The following is a 22,610-nucleotide window of genomic DNA, read 5'->3' as shown; positions in this document are numbered from 1 at the left end:
CTTGATCACGATTTGTTACATCAATATGTAATTGGCCTACTATCTGAGGAAGTAATATTTTTTTTTTGTCTCGTGGGCTCGGAGATGTGTATAAGAGACAGATACAACCCCTATTTTTAAATAATTCAGCAAAAATATCACGACTGTTTATTTATTCTACAAAAAATACAGGTTTTTCTATTTTTCACTCAAAATTTATTCAATTATTGATGTTTTAAAGTAGTTTATTTACTTATCAAAGGATATTTCTAGTTAATTTAATTGCTATATCTATCTAAAAATTTTTTATTGTCTTTATTTCAGATCAAACACAACAGATGAGTTAATAAAATAGATTTACTATGGAATCCCTTACCCATTTTAAAAATATAATCCTCCTCCATCCATTAAAATTCCATTCAACAAGATAATCACTCTATAGATAAACTCTGGTTGAATTGTTGAATGATTAAAATTAAAAGTGAAGCAATGCGAGAAGAAAGCAATCTTCAATGCACAGTTTTATTAGATGAAAAATAATTTAATAGGGGTTCGAGCATTCATCATGATAGCCACCGATAACAATTGTATATTTTTTATTCACATTGAATTTCAGGCATAAAAAAAACCGCTTAACGCGGTATCTTTTATCTCGACCATCTTGAAGGAGATGGTCGGAGCAGTAGGATTCGAACCTACGACCCCCTGGTCCCAAACCAGGTGCACTACCAGGCTGTGCTATGCTCCGATTTCAACTTTAAAAGTTGGGGTGAATGACGGGATTCGAACCCGCGACAACTGGAATCACAATCCAGGGCTCTACCAACTGAGCTACATCCACCATCATTTTGATTCTTAACATCAAGCGACCAAATGGCGCGCCTGACAGGATTCGAACCTGTGACCATCCGCTTAGAAGGCGGATGCTCTATCCAACTGAGCTACAAGCGCGTTACTGATGCAAACATCATTTGCCTTGAAGAATTGGTCGGAGCAGTAGGATTCGAACCTACGACCCCCTGGTCCCAAACCAGGTGCACTACCAGGCTGTGCTATGCTCCGATTCATCTCAGCTTTCGTATCGAACATCGTTCGGTACGGTGTGCATTCTAGGCGTGACGCCCGGAGACGTCAACACCTATATTTAAAAAAAACCGAAAAAACGCTTCAAGCGTTTATTTATCAATCGCTTCAGACATTTTTTATACAAATTTTAACGTTTTAGTCTGGCACTAAAGTTCAGCATGCGATCTAGAGGCAGCTTTGCTCGTTCCGCAAGTACCGGATCGACATATACTTCCTGATCTTTATGCTGTAACACATGCAAGATACCATCCAGCTCGTTCATGGCCATCCAAGGGCAATGCGCACAAGAACGACAGGTCGCCCCCTCTCCTGCGGTTGGTGCTTCAATCAGGATTTTATCCGGTACTGCCTGCTGCATTTTATAAAAAATGCCGCGATCAGTAGCCACGATTAAACGTTGATGTGGCAAAGTCTGCGCTGCTTTAATCAGTTGCGAAGTGCTACCCACGGCATCAGCAATCTCGACTACAGACATCGGTGATTCAGGATGTACCAGAACCGCAGCATCTGGATAGAGTGCTTTCATATTGGCAATACCGCGTGAACGGAATTCTTCATGCACGATACAGGCGCCATCCCAGAGCAACATCTCTGCACCGGTTTTTTTCTGGATATAACGACCCAGATGCTGATCGGGTGCCCAGATGATTTTTTCGCCCAGACTGTCCAGATGTTCGATAATTTCCACTGCACAGCTTGAAGTGACGACCCAATCGGCCCGGGCTTTCACGGCCGCTGACGTGTTAGCATAAACCACCACGGTATGATCCGGGTGCGCATCGCAAAAAGCGGTAAATTCATCGACAGGACAACCCAAGTCCAGTGAACAGGTCGCTTCCAGGGTAGGCATCAGCACGGTTTTATGGGGTGAAAGAATTTTAGAGGTTTCGCCCATAAATTTCACACCAGCCACCACAAGCGTTGAAGCCGGATGATCGCGACCAAAACGCGCCATTTCCAGTGAATCGGAAACACAGCCACCGGTCAGTTCAGCCAGTTCTTGCACTTCAGGATCACAATAATAATGCGCCACCAAAACAGCATCCTGTTTTTCCAGCTCTGCCTTGATCTGTGCAAATTTGTCCAATTTTTCCTGCTGGCTCATTTGATGTTCTTGAGGAACACCCAAACGATCTAAATGCGCCTGCACAATCGATTTAGCTTCATTGGCTATTAATTTGGTCGCATCATTCATCACAATTCTTACTCTACCCTCATGGTTCACTATTCAATGAACCTTTCACCCTACATCCCGGTCAGCTCTGGCGAAGTGCTATTTTTGACCAGTCATTAAAAACTACAAGATATAAAAAAAGCCCCACAACGGAGGCTTTAGAAACGATCTGAATTATGAGCGATAATCTGCATTGATTTTTACGTAGTCATACGACAGATCACAGGTATAAACCGTATCTTTTGCCTGACCTCGTCCAAGATCAACACGAATCGTCATTTCAGCCTGGGCCATCACACGTGCACCGGCTGCTTCAGTATAGTCTGCTGCCGCACCACCATCTTTACAGATTTGTACATCATCTAACCAAACCTGAATTTTTGCAACGTCTAAATTCGGCACACCGGCATAACCAATCGCAGCCAGAATACGGCCCCAGTTTGGATCAGAAGCAAAAATCGCGGTTTTGACCAGCGGTGAATGCGCAATGCTATAGGCAATATCGCAGCACTCTTGAGTATTGCCGCCACCTTCCACAGTCACGGTAATGAACTTAGTCGCACCTTCACCATCACGTACAATCAGTTGCGCAAGGCGTTTCATGGTACGTGTCAATACGTCTAGCACCACTGCATAACGCGGATCTTCAGTTGAAGTGATCTCAGCACCACCGGCCTGACCCGTAGCAATAAAGATACATGAGTCATTGGTTGAGGTATCGCCATCAATGGTAATACGGTTAAACGAGACATTGACTGTTTCAGTTAATAACTGTTGAACCAGTTCACGGCTGATCGGTGCATCCGTCGCAACATAACCCAGCATGGTCGCCATATTGGGACGAATCATGCCTGCACCTTTGGAAATACCGGTCATGGTATAAGTCACACCATCCAGCTCGAACTGTTCTGAAGCACCTTTCGGGGTGGTATCTGTGGTCATGATTCCAGTTGCTGCATCGACCCAGGCATCATCACGCAATGAATCCAGCGCAGGCTGTAAACCTGTAAGCAAACGCTCCATTGGAAGCTGCTCACCAATCACACCAGTCGAGAATGGCAACACTTCAGCAGCCTGTACGCCTGCAAGTTCAGCCAGCTTGGCACAGGTGGCTTCTGCATTTGCCATGCCTGTAGGGCCTGTTCCTGCATTGGCATTTCCGGTATTGATTACCAGGTAACGTGGATTACCCGCTTGCAAATGGGCTTTAGATACATGCACTGGTGCTGCACAAAAGGCATTCTGGGTAAACACCCCTGCAACATTGGAGCCTGCAGCCAGTTCAAATATCACCAGGTCACGTCGGTTCTGATAGCGCACATAGGCTTCAGCCGAACCAATTTTAACCCCTTTCACCACATGCATCTGTGGCATAGATACGTCACCAACTGCCATTTTAAAGTCCAATATTGAAGTTTTAGAAAAATACAGCTTAGTTGATCTGCAACAAAAAATCGAGCCAAAGCCTGAGCCAGCCTGAGATTTGTTATGGATTTTCACAATAAAAAACCAGTCATCAAGACTGGTTTCTACATTTTTAAAATAAGATATTTTTAATTTTGTGCAAGTTGTCCAGATTCGCTTAGCAAAGCCTGTTTCGCCTGTTGTTGACTTGCAGTAGAAAGTGCCGGATTTGTAGCAACAATACGGTCTGCATTTGCCGCATTGGCAGCTGCAATCGCAGCCGTCTGCAACACAATCGGACGATTCTGGTTGGCAAAGGTATAACGGATGCCGGTACGTGGGCTTGCCACAGTCACTTGTGCATCGGTACGTTGTACTTGAGCAGTAGTCGTACCCACCGCTTGCTGAACTTTATCAATTGTTGTGGTCGCTGCAGTTTGGGCAAAACTTAAGGCAGGCATTGCCAAAGCGGCAATCATGAGCGTTTTTAATACTTTTTCCATTCAGGTTATTCCACTTTGAGGTGTTGAATGAGCCATTAAATAGCATTTAATTCCTAAGACTGCAAACAGTATTCAATTTCTGAAAAATCTTCATACATAAAAAAATCAGAGCCATGGGGCTCTGATTTTTAATAGCGTTTAGATCTTACCATGACACTGTTTGTATTTCAGGCCTGAACCACATGGACAAGGTGCATTACGACTTGCCGGTGCTTCAAAAACTGGTGCTACCGGATTGGCCTGAGCATTTTGCTCGGTCGTCACCTCATGGTCGCCTGCCAACAAGCCGTCAAACTCTTCATGAGATAACTGCAAACGCATTGCCTCAGCCTGTGCCTGCTGCTGTGCTTCCATTTCCGCCAGCTCTTCAGGGGTCGGTACGTGGATGCGTGACAGATCTGTCACGACATCGGATTTGATCGTACCCAGCATGTTCACAAACAGGTTATAAGCTTCTTTTTTGTATTCCTGCTCCGGATTCTTCTGCGCATAACCACGTAAATGAATACCCTGACGCAAGTAATCCATAGCCGCCAGATGCTCTTTCCAATGACGGTCCAGAGAATTCAGCATAAAGTGACGTTCAAGCGATGCTGCAGATTCCCCACCCATTTGTTCACGACGCGAACGGTAGCGGTTCAGCACTTCATCGGTAATACGAACCACCAAAGCTTCTTCATCCAGACGACGGTCCTGTTCCAGCCATTGCCCGATAGGAAGATCCATCGAAAGATCTTCACGTAGCGCCAGTTCCAGACCTTCAATATCCCACTGGTCATGAATCGATTCAGGTGGAATATAGTTGGCGATCACACCCTGCATCACTTCACGGATCATTTCTTCAATATAATCCTGCAGTGAATTTTCTGCCAAAATGTCATCACGCTGACTATAAATGATCTTACGCTGTTCGTTATTCACGTCATCGTATTTCAGCAAGTTCTTACGAATATCGAAGTTACGTGCTTCCACTTTACGCTGCGCATTTTCAATCGAGCGAGACACCATTTTGTGCTCAATCGCTTCATCTTCCTGCAAGCCCATGGCACGCATCATGCCGACTACGCGATCACCGGCGAAAATACGCATCAAGTCATCTTCAAGTGACAGGTAGAAACGTGATACACCCGGGTCACCCTGACGACCGGCACGGCCACGCAGCTGGTTATCGATACGGCGTGATTCATGACGCTCGGAACCGATAATATGCAAACCGCCTGAATCCAGCACGGCCTGGTGATTAACATCCCATTCTGCTTTCAGACGAGTTTCATCTTCAGGAGTCGGGTTTTCAATTTTAGCCAGCAACGCCTTCCAGTTACCACCCAACAAAATGTCGGTACCACGACCGGCCATGTTAGTGGCAATCGTCACTGCACGCGGCGCACCGGCCTGCGCAATAATATCGGCTTCACGTTCGTGCTGTTTGGCATTCAGTACTTCATGCTGGATCCCTGCAGCTTTTAGCTTATCCGACAGGATCTCAGAAGCTTCAATGGTGGCTGTACCAATCAGAATTGGTGCAACACCAGCTTCATGCACACGCTGAATTTCTTGAATAATGGCGTTATATTTGCCTTCACGATTTAAATAGATTAAATCGTTCTGGTCATCACGGATCATTGGACGGTGAGTTGGAATCAGCACCACATCCAGACCATAAATTTCTTTCATTTCCGCTGCTTCAGTATCAGCAGTACCGGTCATACCGGACAGTTTTTTATACAGACGGAAATAGTTCTGGAAGGTTGTGGTTGCCAGAGTCTGGTTTTCTGGCTGGATTTCCAGACCTTCTTTGGCTTCTACGGCTTGATGCAAACCTTCAGACCAACGACGTCCCGGCATAGTACGACCGGTATTTTCATCGACAATAATCACTTCACCATCGTTGATGATGTATTGGACATTACGCTGATAGAGATAATGCGCACGGATCGCTGCAGTAACATGATGCAACAGGTTTAGGTTCGATGCTGAATACAAGCTCTCGCCTTCTGCCAACAAGCCCATTTCTATCAGTTCACTTTCAATGGTTTCAAAACCCACTTCAGTAATTTCAACTGAACGCTGTTTTTCATCAATCCAGAAGTGACCGCCATCCGGCACTTTCTCTTCTTTCTGTGCCTGTAATTTTGGTGGAATATTATTGATGGCTGCATAAAGCTGTGAAGAATCTTCACTTTGACCGGAAATAATCAACGGGGTACGTGCTTCATCAATCAGGATCGAATCGACCTCATCGATAATCGCATAGGTCAAACCACGCTGCTTTTTCTCTACTAGCGAGAACACCATGTTGTCACGCAGGTAGTCAAAGCCAAATTCGTTATTGGTACCGTAAGTAATATCGGCACGATAAGCTTCAGCTTTTTCCATCGGATTTTGCATGGAATAAATAATGCCGATGCTTAGACCCAAAAATTCGAATAATGGACGGTTCAACTCGGCATCACGTTGTGCCAGGTAATCGTTCACGGTAATGACATGCACGCCCTGACCACTGATGGCATTCAGATAACAGGCCAAAGTACCCATCAGGGTTTTACCTTCACCGGTACGCATTTCTGCGATTTTACCTTCATGCAAGGTAATACCACCGATCAGCTGCACGTCATAATGACGCATGCCCATCACCCGCTTCGCGGCTTCACGACAGACTGCAAATGCTTCAGGCAATAGTTTATCGAGGGTTTCACCCTTATTATATCGTTGTTTGAATTCTTCAGTTTTTGCAGATAAGTCTGCATCGCTAAGGGTAGATATCGTCGGCTCGAGCACATTAATCTTGTCTACGATTTTACGCATGCGTTTGAGTTCGCGCTCATTTTTGGTACCGAAGATTCCTCCGATCAGACTTGCCAACATGAATAGACTCTCTAAATCTTGCTTGTCAAATGAATATGTTCTTAGTCGTTATTATGGTGCTAGAAATTTGAACTACAAGGGTTTTGCTGTAAAACCGCTAAAAAAATCTGATCCTTAGTTCTAGCCCTAAGATCTAAGGCAAAGTAATGTAGCAAATTTTCCCTGTGCAACATAGTCAATTAAGTGACTGATTTTTGCGCTTCTGGATAGACGGATATCCTACTTATGCAATTTACTCATAAAGAAAGCAAAAAACACTATTTTTAATCATAAAAAAATTGATTCATATTAAATCGTATCTCGACACTAAAAGACCAATTGAGGCTAAAAAGATGAGTTTACGTCTAGGCGATACCGCACCGAATTTTGAACAGCAATCCAGTGAAGGCCTGATTAATTTTTATGACTTTCTGGGTGATAGCTGGGGCATTTTATTTTCACACCCTGCTGACTATACACCAGTATGTACGACTGAGCTTGGCTATACCGCAAAACTGAAAGACGAGTTTGCAAAACGTAGCGTGAAAGCCATTGCCTTGTCGGTCGATGATGTTGAATCGCATCATGGCTGGATTAAAGACATCAATGAAACCCAGAACACCACAGTGAATTTCCCCATCATTGCCGATCAGGATCGCAAAGTTTCCGAGCTGTATGACTTTATTCATCCGAATGCCAGCGAAACTCTAACGGTCCGTTCTTTAGTGGTCATTGACCCCAATAAAAAAGTCCGTTTGATTATTACTTATCCTGCATCGACCGGTCGTAATTTCCATGAAATCTTGCGTGTGATAGATTCGCTGCAACTCACCGATAGCCATAAAGTGGCAACGCCTGCAAACTGGCAGCATGGCGATGATGTGGTGATTGTCCCTTCATTGAAGGATGAGGAGGAAATCAAGCAACGTTTTCCAAAAGGTTATACCGCTGTCACGCCTTACCTTCGCTTAACGCCACATCCTGAGCAAAATTAAAAGGACTCCTTTTTAATTTTGCGCAAGACAAGCGAAGCGCGTAGCACAGGATAAGATGGAGCTCGTAGTAAAGAATAAGAGAAACTCTATTTTCCAGATTTAATGCTTTATCGAATACTACATTGACGTGCTACGGGTTCGATTTCTCTATACAGCCTGTCTTCGGATAGGCTTTTTTATATTCAAAATCTCATATCCACTTTAAACTTGAAATAACAAAAACAACATCTATGCTCTGTATGAAAATCTGCATATTTCCAATTCTCATGAGTGGCTACCTCCTAACCACAGGTTGCATGACTACGCCTGCCCTGCCTGAACCTCAACGTCCTCAGCATTGGGGACAGCCCATTCATCAGAATCATAATTTTCATCAAATCAGCAATTTTGTTTATCGTAGTGAGCAGCCTTCAACTGAACTCATTCCTTTATTAAAGCAGCATCAAATCAATGTGGTTATTAATTTACGTTCACGGGATCAAGACAGCTTTGTTTTGAGCAATGAAAACTTTCAGCTACATCATGTACCCATACATACCTGGGCAATTGATCGGGAAGATTTATTGAAAATTATGCTACTGATTCAGCAAGCACAACAAAATCACCAAAAGGTGCTCCTGCATTGTTATCACGGTTCAGACCGCACTGGTGCAAGTGTCGCCATGTACCGAATTATTTTTGAACATTGGCCGATTGAGCAGGCGCTACAGGAAATGAAACATGGCGGTTATGGCTTTCATGCCATTTGGAGCAATATCGAAAAGTTATTCACGCCTGAAAATGTAAAATGGATTCGCGAGCAACTCAAGAATCCATCTACAGAAACTTTGATTAATACAAAGAATTAACGCTTATCCAGCGGCACCCAGTCATTCACCCAAGCTGATTTCATATTCAGGCTGGCATCAGACGCAATTTTCTTACGAAGTGCATCTGCAGTCTCACGGTCTTTGGACGGCCCCACCATGATGCGTACACCTTTAGAAGTTGAGCTTTTCGTGACTTTATAACCTTTGGCACGCAGTTTGGCTGCTACAGCATCCGCATTGGCTTCATTCGCTGCCAGTGCCACCTGTACCATCCATTGCTTGTCCTCTTCACCTTCCAGTAACTTACGCGCCTGCTCAGCTTCTGCTTTCTTCTTGGCTTCTTCGGCTGTAGCCTTTTTCTTGGCTTCTTCAGCTTTACGTTTTTCGTCAGCTTTACGTTTTTCCTCGGCAGCTTTACGTTCAGCTTCTTTCTTTTCAGCCGCTTTACGCTCTTCCTCGGTTTTACGTTTTGCTTCAGCCGCCTTACGTTCTGCTTCGGCTTTTTGCTGTTGCTCTAACTTGCGTTTTTCTTCAGCAGCTTTACTTTCAGCAGCTTTACGCTCTGCTTCTTTCTTGGCTGCGTCAGTAGAACTATTGGCTTTTTGTTGTACCAGCTGCTGCTGGGCTAACTTTTTTTCTTGCACCGCTTTTTCTTCAGCCAGACGTTTCTGCTTGGCCTGTTCATCTTCCACCAGTTCTGGTGGAATATTATCGGAACTTTGCTGTCCTAGGCGGTGTGCATTCAGGGCAGCATATTCTTCAGCCGCTTTACGTGCAGCATCTGCTTCAGCCTGCTGTTGCATCGCTAAAAATTCGGCTGCACGCGCCTCCTGTTCTGCAACCGCTTTTTCGCGATCACGGCGTTGCTGTTCAAGTAAACGCTTTTCTGTTTCTACATCGACCGTCAAAGAACCGAGCGAATGATTGCCTGCCTCTTTATTTTCAACTTCCGCAGCCTGTGCCGGATTTTGCTGACGGTCCTGATTGATTTCATCTTGGCCTTTCAGGAGTAATGCTGTCAATAAAACACCACCACCGAGTAAAACAACACCGCCCATCCAGCGCTGTTTGTTATTCATTGACATTCTTCCAAATACTCCCATACCGCTTCTAAGGTATGAAATGATCCACATACCAAAATCAGCTGATTATTATCTGTTTGATCCAGTGCTGATTTAAAAGCTAATTTTACATTGTCAAATTGTTCTACCGCCTCACCGCTTAAAGCATCAGCCAAAACTGTGACCTCTGCCGCACGTGGGAGGAATAATGGTGCAATTTTCCACAATTGAACCGTGTCTTTCAATAACTTGACGACAGAATTTATATCTTTATCTGCCAGCATTGAAAATACACAAATGACTTCATTATATTTTTGATTGTAATTTAAATAATCTCGTAATTGTTTCAGCAGAAATTCCACCCCATGCGGGTTATGTCCTGCATCAAAAATCACGGTTTTATTCTGGATTTGACGGATTTCAAACCGTCCCGGCAATTTTGCCGTTTGAATGCCTTGTGCAATTGCCTGCTGGCTGACGTTTAATCCGCTCAGCAGAATGGCGGCCACGGCGGTAGAAATATTATCCAGTGCCAGCGAACCTGTTGGGAGTTTTAAGGTCGTACCCGATGAAGCAAAAGCCCAGCTTTGGCCATCTTCAAAGGCTTTATAGAAATAATCACGGTTGATTGCATACAAAGATGCATTACATTCTTGAGCTTTATTTAGAATGGCTTGCGGGATCTGTTGCTGTCCACCAAACACGACTGGAATATCCGGGCGAATAATTCCGGCCTTTTCAAAAGCAATTTTCTCGATGGTGTCACCAAGCCAGTCAGTATGATCCAGACCAATATTGGTAATCACCGCCACATCCGGATTGACCACATTGACCACATCCAGACGGCCGCCTAAGCCAACTTCCAGCACCCAGACATCACAGCATTGATCTTTAAAAATCACAAAAGCAGCCAGTGTCGTGGCTTCAAAGAAAGACAGGCTCAAACCGCATTCGCGACGAGCCTGATCGACCTGAACAAAAGCATCAATCAGCAACTGATCTTCCACTTCAATGCCGCGCAATTTAACACGCTCATTGAAACGGTACACGTGGGGGGATTGATATAGCCCGACCTTGAAGCCTTGCGCATTCAGGATCGCGGCCAGCGTGGTGGTGGTCGAACCCTTACCATTGGTTCCTGCCACCGTCAGCACTTTGGCCTCTGGAGATGTCACGCCCAGCTTTTCAGCCACAGGAATAACCCGTTCCAGACCTAAATCAATACCCGTAACGTGAACATGGCTCCAATAATCGAGCCATGTATTTAAAGAATCTGTTGCTAAGGGTGCTGTGTTCAATGCAAATTCATCAACTTCGTAACGATACGATAAACTGTATCACGTAATGCATGACGGTGAACAATCTGATCGATTACCCCATGATCAAGCAAATATTCCGCGCGCTGGAACGGTTCTTCCAGTTTTTCACGTACGGTCTGTTCGATCACACGTTTACCGGCAAAACCAATCATCGCTTTCGGTTCGGCAAGATGTACATCACCCAACATTGCCAATGAGGCAGTTACACCACCGTATACCGGATGAGTCAGTACGACCACATAAGGCAGACCTGCTTCTTTTAAACGCTGGATCGCAGCCGAAGTACGCGCCATTTGCATCAGGGACAACATGCCTTCCTGCATACGTGCACCACCAGAAGCAGCAAAACAGATCAGGGGCTGACGGGTTTCAATCGCACGTTCTGCTGCCTGAACAAAGCGGTCACCCACTACTGTACCCATCGAACCACCCATAAAGTCGAATTCAAATGCACAGGCAATCATCGGTACGCCTTTCAGCAAACCTTGAATCACGACCAGCGCTTCAGTTTCACCGGTTTTCTTTTGCGCTTCTGCCATACGGTCTGGATAGGCTTTGCTATCGACAAATTTCAGTGGATCTTTGGCTACAAATTCCTGACCCAATTCTGTTTGCACCTGGTCAAAGAACCAGTTCAGACGTTCACGGGCTTTCATACGCAAATGTTCATCACATTGCGGGCATACATAGGCATTGAATGACATGGCAGTACGGGTCACCAATGCATGACATTCAGGGCACTCAATCGTAGGCTCGGTAAATGTCGCTTTATATGCCGTTTGCTCATCGGGTACCTGAATGCCCGGAACAGTACGCTCCGTCCATGGGGTCGATGGGCTCAGAATTTTGCCTGATTTCAGTTGTTGACTCATACTAACTCATCGAGCGCTGCTCGAAGCTCCTTGACTTTATTCACCGTCGCAATAACGGCTTGTTCTGGTGCGAGCGTTGCAAACTGCTTTACAAACGCACTACCCACAATAACTGCATCGGCAGCAACACCCATCGCTTTCGCAGATGCAGCATCACTGATACCGAAACCTACGCCTACAGGAACATCAGTCACAGCTTTAATCTTTTGAATGCGTGCAGCAGCTTCAGAAACATCTAAAGTTGCTGCACCAGTCACGCCTTTCAGTGACACATAGTAAATAAAGCCGCTGGCCTGTTTTGCTACATGTTGAATACGTGCATCGGTTGAAGTTGGTGCCAGCAGGAAAATCTGATCCATGTCATATTTTTCCAGTACTTCACCCAGACTTTTTGCTTCTTCTGGCGGTAAGTCCACCAGCAGTACGCCGTCTACTCCACATTCATAGGCATAAGCCACAAACTTTTCATAGCCAATTACTTCAACCGGATTCAGATAACCCATCAGCACCACTGGTGTTTCGCGGTCTTTCAAGCGAAATTCTTTCACCATATGCAGTGCATCCAGTGTATTGGTCCCACCAGCCAGAGCACGTTCAGCAGCTAGCGCAATCACCGGTCCATCTGCCATCGGGTCTGAGAAAGGAAGTCCCAGCTCAATCACGTCGACACCCGCATCCACCATCTCATGCAACAAAGGCACCGTAATTTCTGGATGCGGATCACCAGCCATTACATAAGAAACTAAAGCTTTACGCTGTTGAGATTTAAGTTGTGCAAATCGGGCGGCTAAACGTGACATAGGGTGATATTTTCCTTAACGTGTTTCAAACTTGAGGCATTGACTATGTAGAAATACAAGACATCGCATTGTAACGCTATTTTTTGTCCAATGAACAGTCTGCGATACCGACCTCGAGTACTTCATTTCCTGTGCGAAGATTTCAAAACAATTCGGAAGGGTCTATTTACGATTATTTTGATTTTTTTCACAATGATCAAAGATGCCTAATTTTGCTATTACCTAAAATCTTGAATATTTAGATAAACTTATTTTTATCATATAAAAATTAATAAAAATGCAGATGTTAGCGCATTCATTTAAAGTTTTCTGAAATTGCAAAACCTGCTTTATACTAGTCCTATTCTCTTACTTTTTTATCTCCTATGCAGACTGATTCTGAGGCTACAGTGCAGGCACGCGCCATTGCACTGCTGCCGCTTATTGTATTTTTAACCATATTTTTGGGTAGCGGGATCTATCATTCCATGATCGGAACCGAGTTCGCGTTCTATCAGGTGAAAGCGCCTGTGGCTGCCCTGCCTGCGATTATCTTGGCTGCATTAGTATATCGCGGCAAACTCAACCAGGGCATTGAGGAATTCCTTAGAGGTGCCAGTCATCCGAACTTAATTCTGATGTTTATGGTGTTTATGCTGGCCGGTGCTTTTGCCAGCGTCAGTAGCGCCATCGGCAGTGTGGATGCCACTGTGCAGATGGGCTTGTCGGTTATCCCACCCACATTTATTCTGCCGATGTTATTTGTGATCTCGGCCTTTATTGCCACGGCGATGGGTACCTCCATGGGCACCATTGCGGCCTGCGCGCCGATCGCTTTTGGTTTTACCCAGGTTACTGATATCGATGTGATTTATGCGATTGGTGCAGTGGTCGGTGGTGCCATGTTCGGTGATAACCTGTCCATGATTTCAGACACCACCATTGCGGCGACCACCAGCCAACGCGTACAATTACGTGACAAGTTCAGAGTCAATGTCTGGATTGCGGTTCCTGCATCGATTGTCACTATTCTGATTTACGTGTTGAGTACTGGCAGTAGCAATGCGGTGGAATACAAGGATTTTAACTGGCTTCTGGTTTTACCTTATATCGCCGTATTTATTTTAGCCTTTAGCCGTTTACACGTTCTGGCTGTACTGACCATTGGCGTGCTACTTTCCGGCTTGTTTGGTCTGTTTGCCACAGCTGAATTTGATCTGCTCAAACTGAATACCTCAATTTATGACGGCTTTGTCGGCATGTTTGAAGTGGCGTTATTATCCATGTTCCTGGGTGGCCTGTCGGCGATCATGCAACGAGAAGGCGGTTTACGCTGGCTGATTGAGCGCATTTATAGCCTGACTCGTTTGTTTAAAGTCGGTCAGCAACGTGCAGGTGAAATTGGGATTAGTTTTCTGGTGGTATTTTCAAATATCTTTGTGGCCAATAATACCGTGGCGATTATTCTGTCTGGTGATATGGCGCGTGAAGTCGCCAAAGAATACGGCGTAGATCCCAAGCGTTCTGCCGCACTGATGGATATTTTTTCTTGCGTGGTACAGGGTTTAATTCCTTATGGCGCACAGTTACTACTGGCCTGTTCTATTGCAAAAATCTCGCCGGTTGAACTGATTGGTGGAGTGTACTATTGCTGGATTCTGGCCATTTTTGCGATTGCGGCGATTGCGTTTAGATTCCCTAACATCAAAGCCAGCGCTTAATATCGTTATCCTCCCAAAATAAAAAAGCGACCGATACGGGTCGCTTTTTTTAGCTTCGCTGTTGGTGTAACTGCCTTTTACGCTCTAACAAGGTCTGTCCGGTGGCTGCCTTGTAGGCCCGTGCCAATGCCGACTGGTCAGAATAATCCAGCTGCTCGGCGATCTCGCTCAGCCCCATTTCCTGTTGCAACAGCAGCTCGCAGCGTTTAATCCGCTGCTGTTCCAGCAGTTTTTTAAATGAGGTGTCATGGGTGCTGAATAAGCGCTGCAAACTCCGTGTCGACATCAGCAACTGACGGGCAAGCTGTTCAACTTTAATGGCCTGATGCCGGATACGGAGTTGTTCGGCAATCATTTGCTGGGCCTGCTCCAGATAATTCTCAAGTGGTGGCTTGGCTGCAATCGCCTGTTCTGCCTGATGAACCAGTAGCTGCAACAGCATTGGATCAGCTTGCTCAGACCGATGCGCCAGTCCTTGTAGATCCAGTTCTATGCCATAGTAGGCTTGGGAAAATATCACCTCGCTGGCGAAAAACTTTTGATAATGCATTTGTCCCCTATCGGGCGCATGGGCAAAGCGTACACAACGGACTAACAGTTGATGATCCTGCAAAATGACACGCCCCAACTGCACCATCGCGGCCATGGTCAGCTCATTGAGCAGATTATATTTTTCATCCAGATAAGCCCAATATAATTCAATACTGTGTTCATGTTGCTTCAACTGCAAAGGTACAAACTCACTGCCATCAATCACCAGTCGTTGAAAACGCATAATATGGTGGATCATTTCCGCAACGCTGCTGCTTCGCGAAGCCATATAACCGAGCACACCAAAATGTTCTGGACGAATGACCTGCACGATCTCGAAAATCAGTTGCGGACAGTTTAAATATTGCCGGGTTTTTAATAGAAGCTGATTTAATAATTCCAGCGGCACTTGCGTGGCAAAAGGCTGATCAATCAGGGTCGCAAGCGCTTCATGTACATCTTGCAGAAAGTCAGCTTCCAAAGGCTCGATTTTCAGACCGCGCAGATAGGTCGCCCAAAGCTGAATATAGCCATTGGATATTTTAATTTCTTGCATGCGCGCTTCTCGATGCCTGCTTTAGTCTCAGCAGTTTTATTTTCATTTGGCATAAAATGTATAAAAATTGGCAAGCTCTGTCAAAACAATTACGAGATTCCCCGACATACTGTCCGTCTCGTCACAAAAAAGAATTCCTAAGATGAATGCAGTATTAAAATCTTCAATAAAGCCCGTGGTCCGGACCCAGCTTGATTTTAAACTGGATGAAATTCCGCGCTACTGGTTTGGCGGCGATCCCTTTCTGACCCGCATGTTCGATGCCTTGAGCCTGACCTTTCCAGATGGTGAGCGCTATTTTATTCAGAGTGTACGCCTGTTCCGCGATCAGATCACAGACCCGGAGCTGCAAAAACGTGTTGCGGATTTTATTCGTCAGGAAGCACAGCACGGCATTGCCCATGAAAAAATGAACCAGCTGATGCGTGAACAAGGCATGCCTGTCGATGATTTTATTGAACGTTTGAACAATATGTTCGCTTATGACCTCAAACATCGTTCAGCACAGTTCAATATTGCCACGACGGCAGCGGCAGAACACTTAACCGCGCTGATGGCTGAAACTTTTTACGGTCAGAAATCCACCTTAAAAGATGGGCATCCTTATGTACGTGCCATGTTTGCCTGGCATGCGATTGAAGAAATGGAGCATCGTGATGTGGCTTTTGACGTGATGAAAGATGTCGCAAAAACACCTGAATGGATGCGCAAAATGACCCTGCTCAGCACGACATTTTTGATGTTTAGTTATACCACCTATCGCGCCAATGTCATGCTGAAACATGATGGCTTCAGTGTCTTAGAGCGTTTGCAAATGAACCTGAAAGGACTGCCTTGGTTGTTTGGCCGCAACGGCACCTTGACCCGCATGGGCCCACAATATCGGGACTGGTTTAAAAAAGATTTTCATCCTAGTCAGCATCCTGTGATTGCGCAATATGATGTCTGGGTGAAGACTTTAGCCGAAACCAATGATCCTATTCAGGCCGGTGAAGCCTTCTGGCAGGCAGCCAAAGATTAAGCTCAAATCAAAAAAGCCTTCAAAATTGAAGGCTTTTAAATGACCCAAGATGATTTACCACTTGGCATAATGCTGTTCAAGCAAGGCATATTCATTCAGTAAAATAATTTCCTGATCATCCTGTTGGATCGTTCCGGAAACTTTGGCTTGCCACTGACTAAACTGACTGCCGACCAGACGCAGATTCAGATTTTCATAACGGCGCCAGCCTGTACTCACCATCAGATTCAATTTTTCATCCAGCGACTGAATCGTCCATTGGTTTTCCGATTCCTGCTGAAACAGTACATCGGCCAATGCATAAATCTTGCCATTGATCCACAGACAGTTTTCATTGCCAAAACTTTCATTCACACCTGAAGCCAGATTAATTCCAATCCGGTTCTGGCTCACATCCCAGAAATTACAGGACAGCCAGAACCAGGCGGTTTCCGGGCGCAAAAAGCCACAGGTGTCATCCAGAGAAGCAAAGCTGCGTTCATTAAACTGGATGTTTTCACCCTGCTTGTTAATGAAAAAACCCTCACAGCCCAAAGTAGTTAACTTCTGAGTATAGGTCCAGCCATTGATACCGGTCGGACTGCACATACTCAGTGGATCGGTTCCGGCACAGAAAATCCGGGCACTGAGTTTAATTTCGCCGTATTTGCTGACGTTGATATAACGCACCCCATTGGCATGCTGGATATCGATCTGAAAAGGTGATTTGTGGAAATAACTATGATTAAACAGTGGCTGTTCATCCAGCACAGTGTTGCGTGACAGGAAATTAATCGCATTCCATTCCAGCACTTCATTGGTCATATGGTTATAGACATAGACAAAACCATGCCCTGCCCATGCGATATCGGCAATTGCCAGTCCAATGGTATAATGCTCGTGCTGAATACTACAGAATTTGAATTTTTTATATTTTAAATGCTTACGCCAGCCTGACAGCACATGACCATAAGGATTCTTGTATTGATATGCCTGATAGTCAATACTTTTTGGAAGCTCCTTGAAACGTCCATAACGCGGTTGTCCATTTGCCTGAATTAAATCCATTTAAGACATTCCATCTCAGTCAAAACTGTTTTTCCTTGGCAGTATTATGCCGATTATTAAATTTTGATAAAGAGATTTTTTAAACCGCTTATCGAATCATCAAGCCAGCCGCAGGTTTAATTCAATCACAGACCGCTTTAAATCGTGAGATAGGTATTTTCCCAGCGATTGCCACTGAAACTACCTTCTAACAGTTGTACGTAGCGGCCATAAACCTGATCAATGGCAATACAGTCATCTACATCCAGCACACGGTCAGTATGCTGTTTTTGCCAGTGCCGGGCGAAGTAAGCTTTACCGCGCTGTTTGGCCACCATGGCATTCTGCGCAACCACCAGCACATAACGATGCAACTCGCCAAATTCACGTGGATCATAACCACCCAGATTAATCAGCCAAAGTTTTTCATCGGATTGCTGTGGCTGTGCATCAGTAAATTGCAGCGCATAGGACTTGCCCTCGAACTCTAGCCCGTTGATTTGCGCCCAGGCATCAATATGCAGGCCTTGCTGCTCAGCAAACCAGGCATTTTTCAATTGCGGATAGGTGTCTTCCAGACTCTCTCCTACTGCCAAAACCACATCATGAACTTCTGTATTGGCACGGGCATGACGACCACCGAGCATTACAATAAACAGGCTAGGCATTACATTTCCTTGTCAGCGTCAATCTATAAGATCATTTCATTGATGCTTTCCAGTATAGCGCAAAGCTATTCCATGATGATGTAGCCATCTGCCAAGGACAAATTTGCATCGTCAGCCTGACTAAATTTGCGCAAAACCGCATCCAGTCACTCTGTATCGATATCCATATCGAGGATCAGTTTAAGCTTGTGTCAGGATCAAAAAACCATTTTCAGTGAATACAATTGACTAGCAAATCATTTCCGATCATTTTCATCAGAATTTACAGCGGAAGATGATTATTTTTTTGTACAAAATACAAACACGGCTAAACCGCACAAATCTGTACAAATTTTCGCCCAAATTTCAATCTAAAGGCATATTTCGTTGACTGAAATGCGCTGAAAGACGATACTCTCAATGTTTTTATTTAAGCAAATCGGTTCAAAGAGGCTGGGCCAAAAGTTCGGTCCTCAGAAACTCAATCCAACGCAAGGGGCTATATATGGCTGGTGGAAAGTCAACTATCATTTACACACTGACCGACGAGGCGCCATTACTGGCGACTTATTCTCTGCTGCCGATCATTGAGACCTTTACTAAGCCAGCTGGCGTTGAGATCGTCAAAAGTGACATCTCTGTAGCTGTGCGCGTGCTCTCCGAATTTACAGATTACCTAAGCGAAGAGCAAAAGGTGCCTGACACTCTAGCTGAGCTAGGTCGTCTTACACAAGATCCAGACACGAACATTATCAAACTCCCAAATATCAGTGCTTCTGTTGGCCAGCTAACAGCGTGTATCAAGGAACTTCAGTCTAAAGGTTATGCAATCCCTGACTATCCTGAAAACCCGACCACTGAAGAAGAAAAAGCAATCAAGGCACGTTATAGCAAATGTCTTGGTTCAGCAGTAAACCCGGTTCTACGTGAAGGTAACTCAGACCGTCGTGCACCTGCTGCCGTTAAAAACTACGTGAAAAAACACCCGCACTCTATGAGCGAGTGGAAACAGTGGTCACAAACTCACGTTTCACACATGGACGAAGGTGACTTCTACCACGGCGAAAAGTCGATGACTTTAGACCGCGCACGTGATGTGAAAATGGAACTGATCACCAAGTCTGGTGAAACCATCGTTCTTAAGCCAAAAGTTGCGCTTCAAGACGGCGAAATCATCGATTCAATGTTCATGAGCAAGAAAGCACTTTGCGACTTCTACGAGAAAGAACTTGAAGACTGTCGTGAAGCGGGCATCCTGTTCTCTTTACACGTTAAAGCAACCATGATGAAGGTGTCTCACCCGATTGTATTTGGTCACTGTGTAAGAATCTACTACAAAGAAGCATTCGAAAAACATGGCAAGCTTTTTGATGAGCTTGGCATTAATGTCAATAACGGTATGGCAGGTCTTTACGAGAAGATCGAGGCGCTTCCAACTTCTCAACGTGAAGAAATCATCCGTGATCTACATGCTTGCCAAGAACACCGTCCAGCATTGGCAATGGTTGATTCAGCAAAAGGCATCACTAACTTCCACTCTCCTAACGACGTAATTGTAGATGCTTCTATGCCTGCAATGATCCGTGGTGGCGGTAAAATGTGGGGTGCTGACGGCAAACCTTACGACTGTAAAGCGGTAATGCCTGAATCTACATTCGCACGTATTTACCAGGAAATGATCAATTTCTGTAAGTGGAATGGCAATTTCGATCCAAAAACCATGGGTACTGTACCGAACGTTGGTTTGATGGCGCAAAAAGCTGAAGAATACGGCTCACACGACAAGACTTTCGAGATTTCTGAAGCCGGTGTTGCAAACATCGTTGATCTTGAAACTGGCGAAGTGTTGATGTCACAAAACGTGGAAGAAGGCGATATCTGGCGTATGTGTCAGGTGAAAGACGCACCGATCCGCGACTGGGTGAAACTTGCAGTTACTCGTGCACGTAACTCTGGCATGCCGGCAATCTTCTGGCTTGACCCGTACCGTCCACACGAAAATGAACTGATCAAGAAAGTTGAAAAATACCTGAAAGATCATGACACCACTGGTCTTGATATCCAGATCATGTCACAAGTACGTGCAATGCGTTATACGCTTGAACGTGTTGCGCGCGGTCTAGATACTATTTCTGTAACAGGTAACATCCTGCGTGACTACCTGACTGACTTGTTCCCAATCATGGAATTGGGTACATCTGCGAAAATGTTGTCTATCGTGCCGTTAATGGCGGGTGGCGGCATGTACGAAACAGGTGCAGGCGGTTCTGCTCCTAAGCACGTACAGCAGTTAGTTGAAGAAAACCACTTACGTTGGGATTCACTCGGTGAATTCATGGCGTTGGCGGTATCTTTAGAAGAAATGGGTATTAAAGAAGGCAATGACGACATCAAGTTACTTGCTAAAACTTTAGACCAAGCGACTGGTAAATTGCTAGATAACGACAAGTCTCCTTCTCGTCGTACTGGCGAATTGGACAACCGTGGTAGCCATTTCTACCTGGCGAAATTCTGGGCTGAAGAACTTGCTGCTCAAGACGAAAATGCTGAATTGAAAGCGAAATTTGCACCACTTGCAAAAACTTTAGCTGAAAATGAAGATAAAATCGTTGCTGAGCTTGCAGAAGTTCAAGGCAAATCAGTAGACATCGGCGGTTACTACGCAGTTGATCAAGAAAAAGTAAATGCAGTGATGCGTCCAAGTGCTACTTTAAATGCAGCGCTTGAAACGATCTAAGCTTTTGCAAAACTGACTCAGTCAGTAAGTTAAAAAAACCGGCGTCTAGGCGCCGGTTTTTTTATGCCTGATTCATGTAGCACAATCACCTAATCAATCCATTTCTCGAACGGTGCGATACAACGTTATTTTCGCGAGTTATTTATTCAAATCAAACAGATAATATGTTGAAAGCGGATAGAAAAAGAAACGGGTGATTATTATACAGGCAATAAAAAACCCCAAGACTGAATGTGCTTGGGGTTTTCTAGAATTTTGGTCCCGAGGGTCGGACTCGAACCGACACGTCATCTCTGACAGCGGATTTTGAGTCCGCCGCGTCTACCAATTTCACCACCTCGGGAGTGGATGAAAGGTATAATACGCGATTTCTCAGCACTGTCAACGCAGAATATTTACATTTGCTTATTTTTAAAACAAATCGCATTTTTTCGTTTTAAAATCGAGCAATTCCCGCCATAAAAAAGAAAAAAGTTTATACTAGCCGCAGTTTTTTTAGCGTAAATCATCATGCAACTTTCTGATTTTAATTTCGATCTCCCCGATGAGCTGATTGCTCGCTATCCTCTGGAAACACGCAGTGCCTCTCGCCTGCTACACCTCGATGCCCAGGGTCAATATCACGACCATCAATTTACTGACATTCTGGATTTACTTGAAGACGGCGACCTGTTGGTATTAAACGACACCAAAGTCATGAAGGCCCGTTTAAAAGGTAAACGTGCTTCAGGCGGTGCGGTAGAAGTGCTGGTTGAGCGTATGCAAGATCGCTTTATTGCCTATTGCCATATCAAGGCCAGTAATACTCCGAAAGCCGGTGCAGAGCTTTTTATTGGCCCGGATGCAGTTAAAGTCACGGTACAAGGCCGTCATGAAAATCTGTTTATTGTAGAATTTTCACAACCGATTCTCGATGTGCTGGATCAATACGGCGCCTTGCCTATTCCGCCTTATTTCAACCGTGAAGCGGAAGAGATTGATACCGAACGTTATCAAACCGTATTTAATGACCCGACTAAACTGGCCAGCGTCGCAGCACCTACTGCCAGCCTGCATTTTGATGCCGATCTGCTGGCAAAATTGGAAGCCAAAGGGATTCAAAAAACTTTTGTGACCCTACATGTTGGTGCAGGTACTTTCCTGCCAGTGCGTACCGATGATATTCAAAATCACATCATGCACAGCGAATGGTGCGATGTCCCTGAAACTGCGGTCGATATGATTCGCCAGACCAAAGCCCGTGGCAATAAAGTCATTTCCGTGGGGACGACTGCCACCCGTGCAGTCGAAAGTGCAGCGCAAGCACATAACGGTGAACTGGCAGCCTGGACAGGTGATACCCAGATTTTCATTTATCCAGGTTATCAGTTTAAAGTGGTCGATCGTTTGATCACCAACTTCCATTTACCAGAATCGACCCTGTTAATGCTGGTGTCTGCCTTGTCCAATCGTGACAATATTCTGAATGCTTATAAGCATGCAGTAGACAGCAAATATCGCTTCTTCAGTTATGGCGATGCCATGCTGATTGATCAGGTGAAATAAT

Annotated in this window: 17 protein-coding genes and 5 tRNA genes; 6 read left to right on the top strand and 16 right to left on the bottom strand. The window is 45.0% G+C overall.

The window, feature by feature from the left end; translation table 11 throughout:
• Positions 1 to 650: 650 nt before the first annotated feature.
• From BFN00_RS11055 to secA, 8 genes are all read right to left on the bottom strand, one after another.
• Positions 651 to 727 (bottom strand) — tRNA-Pro (locus tag BFN00_RS11055).
• Positions 728 to 744: 17 nt separating this feature from the next.
• Positions 745 to 820 (bottom strand) — tRNA-His (locus tag BFN00_RS11050).
• Positions 821 to 853: 33 nt separating this feature from the next.
• Positions 854 to 930, bottom strand: a tRNA-Arg gene (locus BFN00_RS11045).
• A 34-nt stretch (positions 931 to 964) separates the two neighbouring features.
• A tRNA-Pro gene (locus BFN00_RS11040) sits at positions 965 to 1,041 on the bottom strand.
• Positions 1,042 to 1,192: 151 nt separating this feature from the next.
• A complete protein-coding gene (nadA, locus tag BFN00_RS11035; protein ID WP_004733783.1) occupies positions 1,193 to 2,260 on the bottom strand; it encodes a quinolinate synthase NadA in 1,068 nt (355 codons plus the stop codon).
• 153 nt (positions 2,261 to 2,413) lie between these two features.
• Positions 2,414 to 3,634, bottom strand: coding sequence for a bifunctional glutamate N-acetyltransferase/amino-acid acetyltransferase ArgJ (gene argJ / locus BFN00_RS11030; protein ID WP_004645182.1), 1,221 nt, complete (start codon positions 3,632 to 3,634; stop codon positions 2,414 to 2,416).
• Positions 3,635 to 3,792: 158 nt separating this feature from the next.
• Positions 3,793 to 4,146: a hypothetical protein gene (locus tag BFN00_RS11025; RefSeq protein WP_004733779.1), complete on the bottom strand. Its 354-nt coding sequence runs from the start codon at positions 4,144 to 4,146 to the stop codon at positions 3,793 to 3,795.
• 138 nt (positions 4,147 to 4,284) lie between these two features.
• Complete coding sequence (gene secA, locus BFN00_RS11020; RefSeq protein WP_071851667.1) at positions 4,285 to 7,011, bottom strand: preprotein translocase subunit SecA; 2,727 nt, start codon at positions 7,009 to 7,011, stop codon at positions 4,285 to 4,287.
• Between the two features lie 332 nt (positions 7,012 to 7,343).
• Here secA and BFN00_RS11015 point away from each other — a divergent pair, with 332 nt between their 5' ends.
• Both BFN00_RS11015 and BFN00_RS11010 read left to right on the top strand, forming a co-directional pair.
• Entirely contained in the window at positions 7,344 to 7,985 is a 642-nt protein-coding gene (locus tag BFN00_RS11015) for a peroxiredoxin (RefSeq protein ID WP_071851665.1), read from the top strand.
• Between the two features lie 239 nt (positions 7,986 to 8,224).
• On the top strand, positions 8,225 to 8,833 hold the full coding sequence (locus BFN00_RS11010) for a dual specificity protein phosphatase family protein (RefSeq protein WP_005263670.1): 609 nt from the start codon (positions 8,225 to 8,227) through the stop codon (positions 8,831 to 8,833).
• On the opposite strand, the gene BFN00_RS11005 is transcribed toward BFN00_RS11010, so the two are convergent.
• From BFN00_RS11005 to trpA, 4 genes are read right to left on the bottom strand one after another with little or no spacing between them, the layout of a single operon-like run.
• Positions 8,830 to 9,873, bottom strand: coding sequence for an SPOR domain-containing protein (locus BFN00_RS11005; RefSeq protein ID WP_071851663.1), 1,044 nt, complete (start codon positions 9,871 to 9,873; stop codon positions 8,830 to 8,832). The two genes, BFN00_RS11010 and BFN00_RS11005, sit on opposite strands and share 4 nt — an antisense overlap.
• Positions 9,870 to 11,153 (bottom strand): bifunctional tetrahydrofolate synthase/dihydrofolate synthase, encoded by a 1,284-nt coding sequence (gene folC / locus BFN00_RS11000; RefSeq protein ID WP_071851661.1) that lies wholly within the window; start codon positions 11,151 to 11,153, stop codon positions 9,870 to 9,872. Before folC ends, BFN00_RS11005 begins: the two co-directional genes overlap by 4 nt.
• Positions 11,150 to 12,046: an acetyl-CoA carboxylase, carboxyltransferase subunit beta gene (accD, locus tag BFN00_RS10995; protein ID WP_064095191.1), complete on the bottom strand. Its 897-nt coding sequence runs from the start codon at positions 12,044 to 12,046 to the stop codon at positions 11,150 to 11,152. Before accD ends, folC begins: the two co-directional genes overlap by 4 nt.
• The gene (gene trpA, locus BFN00_RS10990; RefSeq protein ID WP_064095192.1) at positions 12,043 to 12,846 is read right to left on the bottom strand and encodes a tryptophan synthase subunit alpha; all 804 of its coding nucleotides are present in this window, start codon (positions 12,844 to 12,846) and stop codon (positions 12,043 to 12,045) included. The genes accD and trpA overlap by 4 nt, the downstream gene beginning before the upstream one ends.
• A 365-nt stretch (positions 12,847 to 13,211) precedes the next feature.
• On the opposite strand from trpA, the gene BFN00_RS10985 reads away from it, so the two are divergent.
• Positions 13,212 to 14,546: a Na+/H+ antiporter NhaC family protein gene (locus BFN00_RS10985; protein ID WP_071851659.1), complete on the top strand. Its 1,335-nt coding sequence runs from the start codon at positions 13,212 to 13,214 to the stop codon at positions 14,544 to 14,546.
• Positions 14,547 to 14,595: 49 nt separating this feature from the next.
• Here the strand turns inward: BFN00_RS10985 and BFN00_RS10980 are convergent, their stop codons facing one another.
• A complete protein-coding gene (locus BFN00_RS10980) occupies positions 14,596 to 15,633 on the bottom strand; it encodes a helix-turn-helix domain-containing protein (RefSeq protein WP_071851657.1) in 1,038 nt (345 codons plus the stop codon).
• Positions 15,634 to 15,775: 142 nt separating this feature from the next.
• Between BFN00_RS10980 and BFN00_RS10975 the strand changes: the two genes are divergently transcribed.
• Positions 15,776 to 16,654, top strand: coding sequence for a metal-dependent hydrolase (locus tag BFN00_RS10975; protein ID WP_071851655.1), 879 nt, complete (start codon positions 15,776 to 15,778; stop codon positions 16,652 to 16,654).
• Positions 16,655 to 16,708: 54 nt separating this feature from the next.
• Here the strand turns inward: BFN00_RS10975 and BFN00_RS10970 are convergent, their stop codons facing one another.
• Together BFN00_RS10970 and BFN00_RS10965 are read right to left on the bottom strand one after the other, a co-directional pair.
• Positions 16,709 to 17,701 (bottom strand): DUF2804 domain-containing protein, encoded by a 993-nt coding sequence (locus BFN00_RS10970; RefSeq protein ID WP_071851654.1) that lies wholly within the window; start codon positions 17,699 to 17,701, stop codon positions 16,709 to 16,711.
• A 137-nt stretch (positions 17,702 to 17,838) separates the two neighbouring features.
• On the bottom strand, positions 17,839 to 18,348 hold the full coding sequence (locus BFN00_RS10965; RefSeq protein ID WP_071851651.1) for a DUF1543 domain-containing protein: 510 nt from the start codon (positions 18,346 to 18,348) through the stop codon (positions 17,839 to 17,841).
• A 484-nt stretch (positions 18,349 to 18,832) separates the two neighbouring features.
• On the opposite strand from BFN00_RS10965, the gene BFN00_RS10960 reads away from it, so the two are divergent.
• The gene (locus tag BFN00_RS10960) at positions 18,833 to 21,064 is read left to right on the top strand and encodes an NADP-dependent isocitrate dehydrogenase (protein ID WP_071851649.1); all 2,232 of its coding nucleotides are present in this window, start codon (positions 18,833 to 18,835) and stop codon (positions 21,062 to 21,064) included.
• 256 nt (positions 21,065 to 21,320) lie between these two features.
• Here BFN00_RS10960 and BFN00_RS10955 read toward each other — a convergent pair.
• Positions 21,321 to 21,407 (bottom strand) — tRNA-Leu (locus BFN00_RS10955).
• Positions 21,408 to 21,574: 167 nt separating this feature from the next.
• On the opposite strand from BFN00_RS10955, the gene queA reads away from it, so the two are divergent.
• Positions 21,575 to 22,609 carry a tRNA preQ1(34) S-adenosylmethionine ribosyltransferase-isomerase QueA gene (gene queA / locus BFN00_RS10950; RefSeq protein WP_071851647.1) on the top strand — a complete coding sequence of 345 codons (1,035 nt, stop codon included), beginning with the start codon at positions 21,575 to 21,577 and terminating at the stop codon, positions 22,607 to 22,609.
• Position 22,610: the final 1 nt, after the last annotated feature.

It is taken from the genome of Acinetobacter sp. AR2-3, assembly GCF_001878775.1.
In the GTDB taxonomy this organism is placed as follows: Bacteria; Pseudomonadota; Gammaproteobacteria; order Pseudomonadales; family Moraxellaceae; genus Acinetobacter; species Acinetobacter lwoffii_D.
The sequence above is the reverse complement of the archived record's forward strand: the minus strand, read 5'-3'. Positions and strand labels throughout refer to the sequence as shown.

Coding starts and splice junctions, on each gene's coding strand:
- nadA (WP_004733783.1), bottom strand. CDS start 2,260: ATGAATGATGCGACCAAATTAATAGCCAATGAAGCTAAATCGATTGTG.
- argJ (WP_004645182.1), bottom strand. CDS start 3,634: ATGGCAGTTGGTGACGTATCTATGCCACAGATGCATGTGGTGAAAGGG.
- BFN00_RS11025 (WP_004733779.1), bottom strand. CDS start 4,146: ATGGAAAAAGTATTAAAAACGCTCATGATTGCCGCTTTGGCAATGCCT.
- secA (WP_071851667.1), bottom strand. CDS start 7,011: ATGTTGGCAAGTCTGATCGGAGGAATCTTCGGTACCAAAAATGAGCGC.
- BFN00_RS11015 (WP_071851665.1), top strand. CDS start 7,344: ATGAGTTTACGTCTAGGCGATACCGCACCGAATTTTGAACAGCAATCC.
- BFN00_RS11010 (WP_005263670.1), top strand. CDS start 8,225: ATGAAAATCTGCATATTTCCAATTCTCATGAGTGGCTACCTCCTAACC.
- BFN00_RS11005 (WP_071851663.1), bottom strand. CDS start 9,873: ATGAATAACAAACAGCGCTGGATGGGCGGTGTTGTTTTACTCGGTGGT.
- accD (WP_064095191.1), bottom strand. CDS start 12,046: ATGAGTCAACAACTGAAATCAGGCAAAATTCTGAGCCCATCGACCCCA.
- trpA (WP_064095192.1), bottom strand. CDS start 12,846: ATGTCACGTTTAGCCGCCCGATTTGCACAACTTAAATCTCAACAGCGT.
- BFN00_RS10985 (WP_071851659.1), top strand. CDS start 13,212: ATGCAGACTGATTCTGAGGCTACAGTGCAGGCACGCGCCATTGCACTG.
- BFN00_RS10980 (WP_071851657.1), bottom strand. CDS start 15,633: ATGCAAGAAATTAAAATATCCAATGGCTATATTCAGCTTTGGGCGACC.
- BFN00_RS10975 (WP_071851655.1), top strand. CDS start 15,776: ATGAATGCAGTATTAAAATCTTCAATAAAGCCCGTGGTCCGGACCCAG.
- BFN00_RS10970 (WP_071851654.1), bottom strand. CDS start 17,701: ATGGATTTAATTCAGGCAAATGGACAACCGCGTTATGGACGTTTCAAG.
- BFN00_RS10965 (WP_071851651.1), bottom strand. CDS start 18,348: ATGCCTAGCCTGTTTATTGTAATGCTCGGTGGTCGTCATGCCCGTGCC.
- BFN00_RS10960 (WP_071851649.1), top strand. CDS start 18,833: ATGGCTGGTGGAAAGTCAACTATCATTTACACACTGACCGACGAGGCG.
- queA (WP_071851647.1), top strand. CDS start 21,575: ATGCAACTTTCTGATTTTAATTTCGATCTCCCCGATGAGCTGATTGCT.